The sequence below is a fragment of the Vagococcus vulneris genome (genome assembly GCF_003950515.1).
Classification (GTDB): Bacteria; Bacillota; Bacilli; order Lactobacillales; family Vagococcaceae; genus Vagococcus; species Vagococcus vulneris.
This window is the reverse complement of sequence record NZ_NGJS01000001.1, coordinates 194,506-211,070: the sequence shown is the minus strand read 5'-3', so window position 1 is coordinate 211,070 and position 16,565 is coordinate 194,506. Positions and strand designations below refer to the sequence as shown.

At 35.4% G+C, this 16,565-nt stretch carries 14 protein-coding genes; all 14 read left to right on the top strand.

The window, feature by feature from the left end:
• The first annotated feature begins 148 nt into the window (after positions 1-148).
• The 14 genes from CBF37_RS01005 (at position 149) to CBF37_RS00940 (ending at position 16,268) form a co-directional block, all read left to right on the top strand.
• Positions 149-2,641: a sigma 54-interacting transcriptional regulator gene (locus CBF37_RS01005; protein WP_002350281.1), complete on the top strand. Its 2,493-nt coding sequence runs from the start codon at positions 149-151 to the stop codon at positions 2,639-2,641.
• Between the two features lie 150 nt (positions 2,642-2,791).
• Positions 2,792-3,178, top strand: coding sequence for a PTS sugar transporter subunit IIA (locus tag CBF37_RS01000; RefSeq protein ID WP_002350280.1), 387 nt, complete (start codon positions 2,792-2,794; stop codon positions 3,176-3,178).
• An 18-nt stretch (positions 3,179-3,196) separates the two neighbouring features.
• Positions 3,197-3,655, top strand: a complete 459-nt coding sequence (locus tag CBF37_RS00995) for a PTS sugar transporter subunit IIB (RefSeq protein ID WP_002350279.1) — start codon at positions 3,197-3,199, stop codon at positions 3,653-3,655.
• Between the two features lie 26 nt (positions 3,656-3,681).
• The gene (locus tag CBF37_RS00990; protein WP_105467015.1) at positions 3,682-4,125 is read left to right on the top strand and encodes a PTS sugar transporter subunit IIA; all 444 of its coding nucleotides are present in this window, start codon (positions 3,682-3,684) and stop codon (positions 4,123-4,125) included.
• A complete protein-coding gene (locus CBF37_RS00985; protein ID WP_002350277.1) occupies positions 4,097-4,588 on the top strand; it encodes a PTS sugar transporter subunit IIB in 492 nt (163 codons plus the stop codon). The genes CBF37_RS00990 and CBF37_RS00985 overlap by 29 nt, the downstream gene beginning before the upstream one ends.
• Before the next feature lie 12 nt (positions 4,589-4,600).
• The gene (locus CBF37_RS00980; RefSeq protein ID WP_002350276.1) at positions 4,601-5,353 is read left to right on the top strand and encodes a PTS mannose/fructose/sorbose/N-acetylgalactosamine transporter subunit IIC; all 753 of its coding nucleotides are present in this window, start codon (positions 4,601-4,603) and stop codon (positions 5,351-5,353) included.
• Positions 5,354-5,355: 2 nt separating this feature from the next.
• Positions 5,356-6,174, top strand: coding sequence for a PTS system mannose/fructose/sorbose family transporter subunit IID (locus tag CBF37_RS00975; RefSeq protein WP_002350275.1), 819 nt, complete (start codon positions 5,356-5,358; stop codon positions 6,172-6,174).
• Between the two features lie 182 nt (positions 6,175-6,356).
• The gene (locus CBF37_RS00970) at positions 6,357-9,224 is read left to right on the top strand and encodes a hypothetical protein (protein ID WP_002350274.1); all 2,868 of its coding nucleotides are present in this window, start codon (positions 6,357-6,359) and stop codon (positions 9,222-9,224) included.
• A 346-nt stretch (positions 9,225-9,570) separates the two neighbouring features.
• Positions 9,571-12,186 (top strand): sigma 54-interacting transcriptional regulator, encoded by a 2,616-nt coding sequence (locus tag CBF37_RS00965; protein WP_125982921.1) that lies wholly within the window; start codon positions 9,571-9,573, stop codon positions 12,184-12,186.
• A gap of 143 nt (positions 12,187-12,329) precedes the next feature.
• Complete coding sequence (locus tag CBF37_RS00960) at positions 12,330-12,755, top strand: PTS sugar transporter subunit IIA (RefSeq protein WP_002350269.1); 426 nt, start codon at positions 12,330-12,332, stop codon at positions 12,753-12,755.
• A complete protein-coding gene (locus CBF37_RS00955; RefSeq protein WP_002350268.1) occupies positions 12,748-13,233 on the top strand; it encodes a PTS sugar transporter subunit IIB in 486 nt (161 codons plus the stop codon). The genes CBF37_RS00960 and CBF37_RS00955 overlap by 8 nt, the downstream gene beginning before the upstream one ends.
• A gap of 12 nt (positions 13,234-13,245) precedes the next feature.
• Positions 13,246-14,064 (top strand): PTS mannose/fructose/sorbose/N-acetylgalactosamine transporter subunit IIC, encoded by an 819-nt coding sequence (locus tag CBF37_RS00950; RefSeq protein ID WP_002350267.1) that lies wholly within the window; start codon positions 13,246-13,248, stop codon positions 14,062-14,064.
• Positions 14,057-14,878: a PTS system mannose/fructose/sorbose family transporter subunit IID gene (locus CBF37_RS00945; RefSeq protein ID WP_002350266.1), complete on the top strand. Its 822-nt coding sequence runs from the start codon at positions 14,057-14,059 to the stop codon at positions 14,876-14,878. The genes CBF37_RS00950 and CBF37_RS00945 overlap by 8 nt, the downstream gene beginning before the upstream one ends.
• Before the next feature lie 16 nt (positions 14,879-14,894).
• On the top strand, positions 14,895-16,268 hold the full coding sequence (locus CBF37_RS00940; protein WP_002350265.1) for a family 43 glycosylhydrolase: 1,374 nt from the start codon (positions 14,895-14,897) through the stop codon (positions 16,266-16,268).
• Positions 16,269-16,565: the final 297 nt, after the last annotated feature.

Genomic DNA, 16,565 nt, shown 5'->3' with positions numbered 1-16,565 from the left:
CCAATTTAGGAATTCCTTACTTTTACTAAACTAAATTTAGTCTCACAATATTTTGAAAGATAGCTTTTTAGCGAAAAGGTCTTTTTATTGATGGAAAAACAGATATGAAAATATTAGTATTGGACTACATTTTCGGTTAGGAGGAAAAATGAAAAATCTCTCACGTAAACAGAAGATACTTCAAGCAGTCAAAGTTGATACTCAAAATCAATTGCTTATGTACCATACGATTAATAATGGAGTTACTACTCAAATGATTGGAGAAAAATTGAGTATTGATCGAAGTAATACTAGTAGAGAGTTGAACACTCTCGTAAAAGAAGGAATTTTGATCAAGATAAAGGGGAAACCGACTCAGTACCTTTCTAAAGAAGAGATAGAAAATTTTTTTAATATTCAATTGAATGCTACTAAGTTTAATAGTATTTCTGAGATTCTTAGATTTGAAAATAGTATTGAAACAAACTCGAGAGAAGCATTTAAAGAACTGATCGGATGGGATGAGTCGTTAAAAGAAGCCATAACTAAGTCAAAAGCTTCGATTCTCTACCCGCCCAATGGATTAGCCACCTTGATAACCGGAGAATCTGGCGTTGGAAAATCTCTTTTTGCTGAGAAAATGTATTCGTTTGGCGTTCAAAAGGAAGTAATCAAACCTACTAGTCCGTTTATTACTTTCAACTGTGCAGACTATGCTGATAATCAGGAATTGCTTCTTTCACAACTTTTTGGGTACGTTAAGGGTAGTTTTACTGGTGCGCTTGAAGATAAAGAAGGTTTAGTAGGAATTGCCGACGGTGGTGTTCTCTTTTTGGACGAGGTCCATAGATTAAGTGACAAAGGGCAGGAAATGTTATTTTCATTGATGGACCATGGTGAATACAGAAAGTTGGGACAAGTTGGAGAATCCTCCAAGTCAAAAGTTCGAATAATTGCAGCAACGACAGAAAAACCTTCTGAAGTGATGTTGAACACTTTTTTGAGAAGAATCCCTGTTCATATTCGGCTAGTTTCATTGAATGAAAAAAGTATTAAGGAAAGATTTGAGCTAATTTCCTATTTTTTTGAAAGGGAAGCACAGAGTATTAAACAAAATATCTTCCTTTCAAGAGATATACTTACTTTTTTTTTATTAGGAAAATTTAAAGGGAACATTGGAAACCTCAAAAGTAATATTCAATTTGCCTGTGCAGGAGCTTTCTTACGATTTATCTCAGAAAACACTAGATCTGTCGTAATTGAGTTAGAGGATGTCTCAACGTCTTTGGTTGAACAAGGGTATTTGACAGATTTTGAAGACAAAAAATTTATTTACAAGTTGTCAAATACATTAGAATACAGTTTCACAAAGGAAAGCAAAGTGTATTCAATACTAGATCAAGACTATTATAGTATTTCTGAAGTAAAGATACGAGACTTTTACGAAAAGGAAAACTCAGATGAACAAGCTAAACAAAATTTAAAAGATGAAATTCTCCAATATATGAATAAGTTAGCAAATGACTATTCGAGACTACTTGAAAGCCAGAATGAGATGACGGAAAATACAACAGTTTTAGAAACAATTATTAATAAGAAAATAAAAGATACTGTTTCCAGCACCCTTGCTCCCTATTTAAAAGACAAAGAAAAAGTAATTCATGTATCTCAATTGCTTGCCTATCATGTAGGTAAATTAATTCCTAAAGAAAAATCACCTGGAGAGTTTGTTTCTCATAGCCCTTCAGAGAAAATGACCCAAGAGATTTTTGAAAAAATTGAAACCGAGAGTAACTGTTTTTATTCGATTGTTGATAAACGTTTTTTTTCTGGAATTTTAGAAAGAATGGTACAGGAGGGAAATCCAAACTCAAAAATTGGCATTGTTATAATAATGCATGGAGACTCGACGGCATCGAGTATGGCAAAAACTGTGAACCAATTGCTTCAAGTACAGCATGCTAAAGCTATTGATATGGTTTTAACAGAGGATATTGATAATGTATATAAGAAAACCAAAGAATTGGTCCTAGAAATCAATGAGGGAGATGGTGTACTTATTCTTGGTGACATGGGTTCAATTCTGAGTTTTGGAAATAAACTTCAAACGGAACTAGGGATACAAATAAGAACTTTAGACAGAATCAGTACGCCAATAGCTATTGAAGCAACGAATTATGTTTTGAGCAGTAAAGATACTATTGACGTAATATATTCAAAGCTATTACAGGAAAACAGAGGATCGAATACACTTAAAAAGAATGAAGAACATAGATACTTCGATCAGGTACTAATAGATAATCTGAGTAGAATTTTATCTTTTATTGATCCTGAAAAAGTTTTCGACATTTCGAATTATGCATTAAAAATTATCCTTGAGAAAAACAACTTAAATCTATCAGAAGAGTTTCTAGTTAAATTCATATTTCATTGCTCTTGTATGGTAGAACGATCTTTTACTGAAGAAGTACTTAACTATGAAAATCCTAAGAGACTATTCAAAAAATATCCTAATTTATATCATTCTGTAATAGAAGCATTTGAGGGCATTGAAGAGTATTTCGGATTAAAAATCGCTATAGAGGAAGTTGCGAATGTTATGGATATGATAATTCATGAATATCCCAATAATCTAGTATTGACACACATCCATGATGAATAAAAAAAGAGACAGAGAAAACGACACACATTACGACACTCATTATTGATTTGTCATGTGTGTCATTTTTGTTTTAAAATGAATGCTTTTAGTGAGCAATTTCCATTCTTGGCATGATAATTGCTACTGTATAAGTGAAAGGGAGGTGTTAGAATGACGAGTTTTTTGATTATTACACATGGAAATTTTGGACAGGCGTTATTAGACAGTTGTGAACTAATCACAGGAAAATTGGATAATTATTTTGCCTTAGGATTGGACAAAGATGATGATATTGAGAAACTTAAGCAGATTGTTGAGGAGAAATTGACAGTATTAAAGAAAAAAGGGGAGGTAATCGTTTTAGTAGATATTTTGGGTGGATCTCCAAGCAATGTTGCAAATTTTCTTCTAAAAACTTTAGGAGGTTTTAGAATTATTACAGGTGTAAATTTGCCCTTGCTAATAGAACTTTCCTTATCAAATGAGCAACAGAATGAGGAAGAGTTAGTCACAAAAGCAGCACAGGTATCAAAAGATTCGATCATGGTTCTTCAATAGTAAGAAGGAGCTGGTGAAATGAACATAATTCGTTGCGACGATCGCTTAGTTCACGGTCAGGTTATTTATCGATGGTTACATGAAAATAAATTATCATCCATATTAATTGTGGATGATGACGCAGCAATTGATCTCCAAGAAAAGAATATTATTCGAATGTCCGTCGATAAACAGTATCCCGTGGAGATTCTAACAATTCCGGAGTTAAATAATTCCATTGAAGTGTATGACAACTGTTTAATTTTATTCAAAAGATTGTCAGTAGCACAAATTTTATTAAACCGAGGTATTTTAGCGAATGATTTAATAATAGGAAGACTGTCTGCAGGAATAGGAAAAAAGAAATTTAGTGAGGGAATATTTTTATCAAATGAGGACGTTGAATGTCTACGGTTTTTGGACAGAAAAGGAATTAGGATTTTCCAACAAATGATTCCAAAAGATAAAGCAGTATTATTAAATGATGTGCTAAGCTAGTTGTTCATTAGGAAAGGTGGGATACTTTGGATAGGACTATTATTGTTTTGTGTCATGGTTTTTGGGGGCAATCATTAGTCAATGATTTTCAAGAATTTTTTGGAAGTTCATGTGAAATAAAGGTTTTTCCTTTGGGAAAAGACACATCTAAAGAAAAGTATGAGAAAGATGTTTTATCTTATGCGAAAAACAAACCACAATCTATTCTTGTTTGCGATTTATTTGGGAGTACAACATTTCAAGTAGCTTTAAAAATAGCACTGGATAGTAAGATTCCAGCTTTTATGAATTTATCTTTAGGCTTGTTGATGAGTATAGCGGATATACTTGAAGAAGAAAAATCCTTTGAAGAGTCCATAGACACGCTAGAACTCAATGAAAGTCTCTGTAGAAATAATATAGTTCGTCTATATCATGAATTCAAAAATGGAGGGGATACGAATGGCAGAATTGACACTAACAAGAATTGATAATCGACTTATCCATGGTCAGGTGATTGTAAAATGGTCTAGGATCGCAAACAGTAACCGAATTTTAATTGTCGATGACACTTTATCAAACGACCCATTTATGGTTGATATCTATCAAATGGCTGCACCATCTGGGATGAAAGTTGAGTTGATGTCAACGGAGGAAGCAGGCAAAAGTTATCAAAAGGATGAATTGGGTGAAGGAAAGATTATGTTACTTTTTAAAACAGTTTCTTCAGCATTTGCAGCGTATCAAAAGGGGTTACATTTTCCAACATTACAGTTAGGAGGGATTCCAAATGAACAAGGGAAAAAGAAAATTGTAACCGCTGTATCGGTAGATTCTACTGAATTGAAGCAAATTTGTGAATTACACAATGAAGGGGTAGAGGTAAGTGCACAAATAATTCCAGAAGAATCAAAAATAAGTTTTGATGAAATTCTAAAACGCGTAGGTGAATAAAGGAGGAAAATCATGTCTACTATTACGTTAGCATTGGTAACTGCTACATGGTATTGGATTGGAGGAAGTTTTATAGGATATACCATCTATCCTATCGTAATATCTCCTTCAGTTATTGGAATGGTGTTAGGATTTTTATATGGCGACATGACTACGGGACTCATTGCAGGCGCAAGTCTAGAAGTTATTTACATTGGTATGGTAAATGCAGGAGGGAATTTGCCCGCTGATCGTATGTTAGCAGGATTAATTGCTATTCCGGTTGTTTTGGCCACTGGTATGAAGCCAGAGATGGCAGTTAGTATTGCTATCCCGGTTGGAGTAATTGGGGTTTTCATTAATAATATCAGACGAACTGGAAATGCATTTTTGATACAAAAAGCAGATAAATTTGCTGAAGAAGGAAATATTAAAGGTATTCAAAGATGTGCAACATGGTATTCCCTTGCATTTGGGTTTATCTTACGATTCCCTATTGTATTTATCGCGAATTATTTTGGATCAGACCTAATCAAGTCCATGTTAGATCAAATTCCAAATTGGTTAATGAATGGTTTGAATGCAATGGGTGGTGTACTTCCAGCACTTGGATTTGCAATGACAATATTTGTGATTGGAAAGAATAGATTAATCCCACTTTTTATCATAGGATTCTTTTTGGTTGCATACTTTGAATTGTCGGTTATGGGAGCAGCAATTTTCGCTATTTGCATTGCGCTACTGATCACATTTTGGCCAAAGGAAAATGATGGGGAGGTAGTTTAACAATGGAGACACAAAAAAATAGTAAGTTGACAAAAAGAGATATTAGGAATGTCTATTTTAGATGGTGGATGGGGTGTGAGTTAACCCTCAATTTTGAACGTTATCAGGGATTAGGATTTTGTAATTCCTTTGCTCCATGTTTAGAAAAGTTATATGGACCAGGAGAAGAATTACAAAAAGCTTTAAAGCGCCACTTAGAATTTTTCAATACACAAGCTATTTGGGGAGCAATGATACCAGGGGCCGTATTAGCAATGGAAGAGGCCAAGGCATCTGGAGAAGATATTCCAGATGAGACCATCACTAGTTTTAAGACAGGTTTAATGGGACCAATGGCAGGAATCGGTGATGCATTAGAGGGTGGGACCTTTATGGCGATTGTTAACGCATTAGGAGCATCTTTTGCAATTCAGGGGAATATTTTAGGACCAATTCTTATTATTGCCTATAATATATTTGATGGTTTTGTAGGGAACTTTTTATTTAATATGGGGTATAAGATGGGGAGACAGTCGGTTTCCAAGGTACTGAAAAGCGGTATGATTAACAAACTGATTCAATGTGGATCTATCATTGGGATGTTTATGATGGGGGCATTATCATCGTCTTTCGTAAAGTTAACTACTAAAGTTAAGTTTAACATTAATGGACAAATGGTTGTTATTCAAGATACTATAGATCAAATCGCTCCAGGTTTACTTTCATTAGGTCTAGTTTTTCTAGTATTTTGGGCAATTAAGTATAAAAAAATGTCGATTACTAAACTATTGCTCATATTGATAGTATTTTGTCTTGTTGGTGCACTCATCGGGTTATTTTAGTTTAAGTATTCAAGTGATTGAGAAGTCAGAAAGGGAAAGAATCTTCGAAAAGGTTCTTTCCTTTTCCTATAAGATGAAGAAAATAAGAATCTTAATTTGACGAGACTAGAATTTTTTCAACAAAAATAAGGATTAAGTCATAAGATTGGGAAAAATTTAATATCAAAAGGAGACTTGTCTATATGTATTTACGAGGAAAGCCTATCTATAAAAATTGGAAGCAACTTTGGAAAAACGGTTACCGTTCAAAATATTTTAGAGCAAAATTTGATGAAGAGAGTGAACAAATCGATTTATCCTTGAGTGAAAGACAACTTTTTACTCAATCGAATGGAAGAAGTTTAATTGGTCAAGATACTCAAGGAAGATTACATTTTGTAAGCACTCCACACAATCGCATTTATGCTATACCTTCTGGCGGGAGTGATTTAGGTGGACAATTTAAAGGAAATATTGGTCAATACTATCAAACAGATACTTCTTTATTTTTAGGTAAAATGAATTATGAAATTAACCTAGATAGTGGGGCTGTTGTTTCAACAACGGGAAAAAATTCAGTTACTACTTATTTGGATCACTATCTTCCAGTTACAGAAACGAAGAATGCGAGATTTGATACAAGAGTCTTTTCTTTAGCGCCTATTTTGGAAAAAGAATCATTAAAAAGAACTAGCATTCATCCACTCCCAGGTCCGGAAGCAGTTTTGTATTGTATGGAAATTGAAAACACTTCTACAACGACTGTAAAGGGGCAAGTTAGTCTCTCCTTTGACGAAAAATTTGTCAATCAATTTGAAAAATATGGGGAAAAATTTGAACGTTTTTCAAACTCTCCATATAAAGAGGCTTGGGAACAGAAACTATTAATACTTTGGGATCCAGAAGCTTGTGCAGCTATTCAAATGTTGGATGCAGATATTAGTGGAAATCCAAATAATCCAAGAATATCAACAGAATTGTCTTTAGAACCAGGGCAAAGAAAATTATTTACAACGATTGTTTCAGTAGCTCCAGAGCGGAAAGATGTTCATGAAGCTTTAGGAATTATTTATCAACATACACCACTAGAGTGGATTAATTCCACGTCGTTGTTTTGGAAGGAAAGATTAGGGATTTGTAATCTTGGAATACACGAGGACCCTAATAATGCTATGAAGTATCGTGACATGCATATACGCTTTTTAATAGATAATTTTAACTGTCTTTCTTTTAATAGGGAAGGAGGGCTTTTAACGAATAGTCAGGGAGCCCCATCTCATGGCCTTTCTCGTTCTTGGGGAATTGACTTTGTACCGAGTATTACAAGTGTGATGTATGCAATTCCTGAAATTGGCCCTAAAGTAATCGAATACTTAATTGAAAGGAATAGACCAAGATATAGTATTTATGATGATCACAGCATATTTTTTCTCGTATCTCCATTACTAATTGCCCAAAAATATCTCGAATTAACAGGTGATAGTAAATATTTTAAGGATAATCCTGAAATATCAAAGAGGATCAAAGGTATTTTTGAGGAGTTGCTCACATTTAAGCATAGCCAGAAAACACTATTTTCAAGTCGCTACGCAAGTGATTTGCCAGTTTTTAAGAAATATGATTATGGGGCCAATGTTCAATGTTATTATGCTTTGAAAGGATACAAAAATATCCTAGATATTTTTTCTGAAGATACGAAATTGGTAGAGGAATTCCTAATGAAAATGCCAGAAGACATGGCCCAAGTAATGGAAGCTGACGGGCCATTTGGAAAACAGATTACTGGTGGGACAAACCTAGATGATATTGATGCGAAAAGGTTCTATTTGTCGGAGAAAGAATATTACTATGCTGGTGAGGATACAACAACAGTATTAGCTCCTTTGTATGGGTTATATGGGTTTAACCATGAGCCATATGTGAATTTGCATCGTTATGCTAGATCCATGTTCCTACCTTGTTATGATCCTGAATTTCAAATTATGCGGGAATTACCCTATGGGATGCATCCCTCTGCAACCGGCTGTACTATTCGTTTAGGGGGTAGTCATACAAGAGCTGAAATGCGAGATAATTTGAATTTACTATATGAAAGATTAGATGAAAGCGGCTCTTTATTTTGGTGGCCGCGTGGTCATAATAAAAAACGGTGTTTAACTAGATGCAGTCAAGGACAAGGCCAGTGGGTTCAACAAAGTATTGAACAGTGGTTTGGTATTCGTGTTGATGGCCTTAATAAAACTATTATTATCCAACCACAGGGACTTATTTCACATTTTAAGTTGGAACAAGGAAAGATTGGACGGTATCAGTTTGATATTGTCTATTCAGAACAGAAAAATGAAACGGCGTTTAAGGTAAGAAACAATAACAATGAATCGTTTAAAGTTCTTTTAGCTGCAAGGCCATTTGGATCGGGTACTGAAGGCGATTCACTAAATAAAAATTTTTGTCTTGAGTCTGGAGAAACATTGGATGTCTCAATTAGAACAGTAAATTTTGAACCTAAAGAGGTGAAAATAATTGAGAGTGAATGTATGGCTCAAGAAGACGGGATTGAATTTGGTCCATATGGTATAGTCATGCCAAAATTGTATAGTCGGAATTGTAGTGAATTTCTTTTGCGATTTATTTTTGCACATAATGAAATTGTAAACTGGAAAGATGTTGAAGTAGAAATACAAACTGACACACGTTGGCAAGTAGGTTGCAAAAATGTTTATATTTGGGATTATCAGCCAAATTATAAAAACAATACGATGATAAATACACTAGGGAATGTAGCTGGTGGAGTGCACAATGTAGCTGGTTTTTATATTAACCTTCCAAAAGAGTATGAAGGTAATTCGAAGAGTGTGATGTTAAGTAGCCATCTATTTCAAATACCCTTTACTCAACCTGAAGATAAACTGAAATTATATATAAAAGGGGAGTCTCAAGAAAAATTTTCTCCAATAATTGTTACTTTAAGAAGAGAGGGCAAAAAAATTCGTGAGTTGATGATTCCTGTTGTTGTATTAAATGAAAAGGAATACTCTAAAAAATTTGAAGATATGGTTCATGGAAAATAGACTTTGAAAATTTTTCTATACTGTCATCATTGTTTAGTCAGAAATGCTCGACGTATTGAAAGCCTCTATATTACTATCTAAGACAATCGTGAACAATACAGATGTAGCGCTGTATACGAAACCCGTACGCTCGGTGTGATGGGGGAAACCCCTCCCCCCTTTGAAATTGATGTGTTGGATGGCTAGATTCATACGAATTCATGGACAATAATCAATAGTCAACTAGAATTAATGGCATCAAGAATACTTTGATAAAGCTCTAACTATCCAACGAGATACAAAAACAATTAGACACATCATCTAGAATCGTTTATGATTCCTTTTAGACACATTAATGGAGGTAGTTATGAAAAAGAGTGCAAAGGAACGGGTTTTTGATGAACTGACCCGTCTAACTGGTGAAAATGAATCGGTGACGGCAGAGCAACTTTCAAAAAATCTAGGTCTTTCCCGACAAAATGTCAGTCATTACTTGACTCGGCTGATGGAAGACAAACAAGTAAATAAAATTCCCGGAAAACCAGTTTTATGGCAACCAGCAGCTGAATTTGATGTGAGAAATAGTCCTGTTGCCAACCAAGCCTTTCGTTCAGTGATTGGGTTTGATGGTAGTTTACGAGACGCGATTCAGAAATGCATTTCGGCGGTTAAATACCCTCCGAATGGTTTGAGCATATTGATCAATGGAGCTACCGGAGTAGGGAAAAGCTTTCTAGCTACGAAGATCTTTGAATATGCTTTAGTTGAAGGTGTTATCGTGGAAGGAGCACCTTTTGCAATTTTGAATTGTGCTGATTATGCGGACAATCCAGAATTGCTTTCAGCTACATTATTTGGTTATAAAAAAGGGGCTTTTACTGGGGCAGAAAAAGATACTGCGGGTTTGTTGGCGACCGCCGATAATGGCTATCTTTTTTTAGATGAAGTCCATCGACTTTCAAAAGAAAATCAGGAAAAGTTATTTCTTTTTATGGATACTGGCAAGTATCGTCCAGTAGGGGAAAATGTTCATTGGTCCAGCTCCGAGGTTCGTTTTATTTTTGCGACGACTGAAAAAAACGAAGATTTTCTTTTAGAGACGTTTAATCGCCGGATCCAGATCACTATTCAATTACCGACCTTTGAGGAGCGCCCGATTCAAGAACGTCTAGCATTGATTCAGCAGTTCTTCCAGAATGAGGCTGAAATCTTACAAAAAGATATCCTCGTTTTAAAAGAGGCGTTGTCTCTATTATTGTTCTATCCATTCAGCGGAAATATCGGGCGATTGAAAAATTTGATTAAGATCAGTTGTGCTGATATCTATAGCCGTTCAACGAAAGAACCACTGGCTATTGAAAAAAATGAGATTGCTACACAATTAGGGGATGAAGAGGTGGATGTTGAGAACGTGCCTTTGTCAGATCTGGTTATTAAGAAAAATCAAGCCATTCAATTAGATCAAAATAAGTGGGCGGACTGCGATGATCATTTAGCAAAAATTGTCGCATTAAGCACGCAAGGTGATTTTGATGAGAATTTCCCAATGATCCAAAAAGAAACTCAGCATCTGCTACAGCTAATCGATCAGAATAGTTTTCTTTCAATGAGACAAAAACTGTTGATAAAAATGTATCGCGACAGCTGGATGACTACTTTAGAAAAGAAATACGGATTGACTAAGAGTGGTCCGGCGGCTGAAATAACAAGCCGCGCATATGTTTTTTTGCCAACATATGGAGTCGATTTAGCTCAAGCCAATCGTAGTTTGAGCATCAGTCTGCCACGTACTGCCTATTTAAGCGAACGTTTTCTTGATTGCTTGCCCGCGCTGTCAGATAGTGAAAAGAGTTTTTTACGTTTATTGATCCTAGTGACCTTGTCTGATTATGTTGATGAGTCGATTGAATTGAAGGGATTATTATTGGCGCATGGCGATAGCACCGCCAGCAGTATTCAAACGGTCGTGAACCAATTATGTGGCAATTATGTTTTTGAAGCTTTGGACATGCCGATTGAAAGCAATGTTTCAGAAATCGTGGAGTTGACAAAAGATTTTATCAAAAAACAAGTACACACGGACAGTTTGGTACTGATTGTTGATATGGGCTCGCTAAATCAAATCTACACGCAGATCAAAAATGATTTGAAAGGTGAGTTGTTACTACTAAATAATTTAACTACGTCTATTGCATTAGATATCGGATTAAAGATGATGATAAATGCACCATTTAATCAAATCGCTGTTGATGCTACCGAAAAATATTCAATCAACGCACAATATTTTGAAGGATTTTCCCAAACAAGTAATATCATTATTTCGTGTATGTCTGGTTTAGGGATCTCTGATAAATTGAAAGAAGTTTTCAGAATCCACTTAGCAGACGAGACAGTCGAGGTTTTTACTAAAGATTATCGTGAGTTGCGTAAATTAATTGATCAAAATGATGTCTCTTATTTTGCGAAAACCAAATTAGTCCTCACAACATCGGATCTTCCAAAATCTTTTGAGATTCCTAATATTAATGTTTACGATATTTTAGATGGTGAAGGAGCTAAACATTTGGAGAGTTTACTAATAAATGAACTATCGCAACAGGATTTTAATAATTTGCTGCAAGAGTTAGTAAAATTTTTTTCTTTGGAAGGTATCGCTAATAGACTAAACTTTTTAAATCCCGATATTGTTATGAATGAGGTAGAGACTGCTATCTCCAAGTATGAAAACTATTATCATTTTACTTTAAATGGAAGAATCAAGTTAAACTTGTATATGCATACAGCGCTAATGATGGAAAGACTATTCTTATCTAGAACTGAAAAGGCGGAAGAATTGCCTTATAAGCTTACAGATGAGCAGGAGGAATTCTATTATGTATCTAGAAGCATCTTTCAATCAATGGAAATGAAGTACAATTTCAAAGTAAATGCGTATGAACTATCCTTATTGTATGAATTAATGGGACCGAATATCAATAAATAAACGTCTAACAAAGTGTCTAATCTCTGTTAACAGATTAGACACTTTGTTTTTTTTTAGTGAAAAGAGCTGATTTAGAAGCGTTTTACAAATTGGCATGGAATTTGCTAGTAATAAAGTGAAAAAAGTATTGAAGGAGATTTTTTATGAGAAAAGTGATTATTGCTAGTCATGGACTGATGGCTAAAGGTGTCAAGGATTCCGTGGAAATGATAAGTGGTAAGCAAGAAAATTTGTCTGCTTTTTCAATGGAAGCTGGAGAAAGCCCACAGGATGTCATTAAGAAAATTGAAAACATTTTAGAATATGCAACGAGTGGAGAAGAAATTATTTTAGTTTCTGATTTTCCTGGTGGAAGTATTAATACTGCTATGATGGGTTTACTAGGAGAGCCTAAAATTTCACAATTGTCTGGGTTGAATATTCCAATGGTGTTAGAACTTGTCTTGGCAAATGATGCAGAACCGATCGCAGGTGTTTTAGACAAAGCAGTAGAATCCGGTAAAAAGGCGGTCTCAATGATGGAATTGCAAAATGAAAAACAAAATGAGGAGGAGGATTTTTATGATTAGTATGATTCGTTTAGATGAACGCTTGATTCATGGGCAGGTGGCAGTAGTATGGAGTCGATATTTGGGAGTAGATAGAATTGTTGTCGCTAATGACGAAATTCTCAATAATGAAACACAAATCATGGCCTTAAAAATGTCAGTTCCTGCAGGGATAAAAGCTTTTTTTGTCAGTGTAGATAAAGCAATTGCACTGTTGAATAATCCAAAATCAAATGATCTTAAGATATTAGTAGTGATTGATAATCCCAAGGATGCGTTAAAAATTGCGGAAAAAGTTCAAAATATTCCGCTAATTAACCTAGGCAACTACGGAAGAATGAATAATCCAGAAGGGAAAGAAAAACGCCAGCTAAATAAAACGATTTTTGTAAGTGAACAGGACGAACAAGTTCTTCGACAATTAATAGACACAGGTGTAAAGGTAAATATTCAACCGGTTCCAACTGATCAAGATATCAGTTTAAATGAAGTTTTATAAAGGAGGAAAATTATGTTAGTGCCAGCTTTGAGTATTGCATTAGTAATGTTTATTGGAAATTTATCTGATAGTGGTCTGTCTGATCCGATGATTCGTCGGCCACTTGTTATGGCAATGTTTGTTGGTCTTTTATTGGGTGATTTAAAAACAGGCTTAATCATGGGAGCTTCTTTGGAGGTCATTTTCTTAGGGATGAGCGGTATTGGAGGGGCGATGCCTTCAGACTCAATGACCGGTTCGATTTTTGGAACGGCATTTGCTATCTTGAATCATCAAGGAACAGAAGTCGCTTTGTCTCTAGCGATTCCAATTAGTTTGTTAGCCGTCTTTATTAATCAATTAGTTATATTTATTCGAGGACTACTTTTAGATCAATTTAATAAGTTTGCAGAGGAAGATCAAATCAGATCGATCGAATTGTTGCATTATGCCAGTATTTTTGCCGGACCATTAGTCTATGCGATTGTTGGTTTTCTAGGAATCTATTTAGGAACGAACTCTGTATCGGCATTAGTGGATGCGATTCCTTCGTTTGTGATGAATGGGTTAACGGTTTTAGGGAAAGTATTGCCCGCACTAGGGATATCCTTATTATTAAACATGATTTATGAAAAAGGAAATATGATCTTCTTGTTGCTTGGTTTTTTAGCAGCTTCCTATTTAAAATTACCACTTATTGCCATTGCATTGTTTGGGATTGTTATTGTAGTTGTTTTAGGAGCAATTGATAAAAACCTACTTGATAATAAGAAAATTGCTGAAAAGAGAAATCAGCAGGCTACATCAATAGAAGCTACGTCATCATTAGAGGAGGATTTTTTTAATGAATAATTCTGAAAATTTAATGGATAAGCAGACCTTTAGAAAAATGTTCTTACGTTCCTTCTTATTACAAGGAACATGGAATTATATAAACGGTGCGGGAATAGGAGCCTGCTATATGATGATTCCATTTATTAAGAAATTGTATCCTAATCCTGAAGATAAAGAAAAGCGAACAGCAGCCTTAAAACGAGGAATGGGATATTTTAACATCACCCCAGCTGTGGCACCGTTTCCATTGAGTATTGCTTCTCGAATGGAAGAGGAAAATAAGGTCACAACGGAGTTTGATCCAAATTCAATCAATGCGGTGAAAGCAAGTTTGATGGGACCTTTATCAGGTATTGGGGATTCTCTTTTCTGGGGCACGATTCGTGTTATTGCTGCAGGGATTGGAATTAGTTTAGCAGAAACAGGAAATGTTTTGGGCCCAATTATTTTTCTAATTCTTTACAACATCCCCAACATCTTAACTAGATGGTATGGCTTGAAGCTAGGATATAACCTAGGTGGAGACTTTATCAAGAAAGCTTATGAGAATGGAATGATTGCTATTTTGACAAAGTCTGCAGGCATTCTCGGGATGGTAATGGTTGGAGCGATGATTTTTACAACAGTCACAGTTACGACTCCGTTAAAATTTCAAATGGGTGAGATGACCTTTAAGTTACAAGAAGTACTCGATCAGATCATGCTGGGAATATTACCTTTAGGAATAACATTGGGGTGTTTTACATTAATTCGTAAAAAGGTTAGTCCAAATAAAATTATTGTCTTAATGGTTATCTTATCGTTTGTGTTAAGTGCTTTAAAAATTGTTTAGAGGTAGGTGAAGGTGAATGGAAAAGTATTTGTTTAGACCTGAAGGAGCTTTTTTTGGAGATTGTATGCCCTTTTTCAATGACAAGTCCTCTGAGTATTATCTGTATTATCAGCGTGATACCCGAAACCCGCTTCCTTTTGGAGAGCCGTTTGGTTGGAACCTATTAACGACGAAAGATTTTGTCCAATTTTTTGAGCATGGTGAAGTTTTAGTACGGGGGCATGAGACGGATCAGGATCAGTTTATTTATGCAGGGTCGGTTTTTAAGGAACCATTAGGCAATAAAATTGCCTATTATACTGGATATAATCGTACGTTCATTGATAGTCCGAAACCTTCTCAGGTCTTAATGCAAGCTCAAAGCAGTGATGGTTTCCTTTGGGAGAAAACAGGCGTTGTGGAATCTTTGACCCCACAAAAAGGCTACGATCCAGATGATTGGCGTGATCCATTTATCATTTGGGATCAGGAAAAGCAAGAATATCTCCTGATTTTAGGTACTCGTCTGAGTGGACCCAAGAAGGAAAAAACGGGAAGACTTGTTTATTTTACTTCAACGAATTGTCAAGACTGGGAATTTAAAGGTGATTTTTGGGCGCCTAACATCTATACAATGATTGAGATGCCAGAAATTGTAAAAATCGATTCATATTGGTACTTGATTTATTCAGAGTATGACTATAAAAAAACCACCCATTACTGTGTGAGTGAAAATCTCCGCGGACCTTGGACTATTCCTGAAGATGATGAATTCGCTGGAAGAGCTTATTACGCCGCTAGAAGTGTTGCGAACGAGAATACTCATACCTTAGTTGGATGGGTGCCTTCAAAAGAAGCGGGCAAGGACGAAAACAATTATTTGTGGGGCGGAACGCTTTTGCCCTTAGAAATTTATTCGACACCCGATCATACCTTAAAAACTAAACTACCTGAAAGTATAATTGAACAAGTTGAAGAGCGGTCGGCAATAAACTTGGGTGAAATCAATGCTTTTGGTCAACGAAAAGAAGTCCGATATAAAGAAGGGCTAGGAAAACATTATTCTATTGAAACCACTTTTTCTTTTAAAGCAGGAACGAAACATATTCAATTTATGTTTTATCAAGATCAAAAAGCGAATGAGAGTTACGTTTTTGATCTTGATGTCTCAAAGCAATTATTACGTGTAGAACGAACGCCAAATCTTAGATGGTTCCAAATGATGAATATTGGACTTGAAAGAAAAATCGCGCTCTTTCCTGATACCGACTATAAAGCTGAGGTCCTGATTGATGACACAATAGCAGTGATAACGATTGATGGAATCACATTAAGTTGTCGAGTAGAAAAAAACAATGCGGATGCTTTTTCGGTCGCTGTAATTGATGGGACTGCAACTTTTACCGGATAGCAAATTTTTAAGAATAGAAAGTTTACAGAGCTGAAATACCAGCTCATTTCAGCTCTTCCTTTATTAATGACTACAGTCTGATTTAGGCGGGGTATATCCTCAGCTTTTCTTAGTGACACCTAAAAGTAAACTAAAATTCGGTTACAATCGATTTGGCGAGAGAAAAAGGACTTTCTAACTTTTCACATGACTGATATAAATGCTATGATGTAGATACTATTTACTGTGAAAAGGAATGAGTGGAATCAGGGTTCTTGGAATGTCGAAAAATCGAGTAGGGATAATGAGTTGACCTAC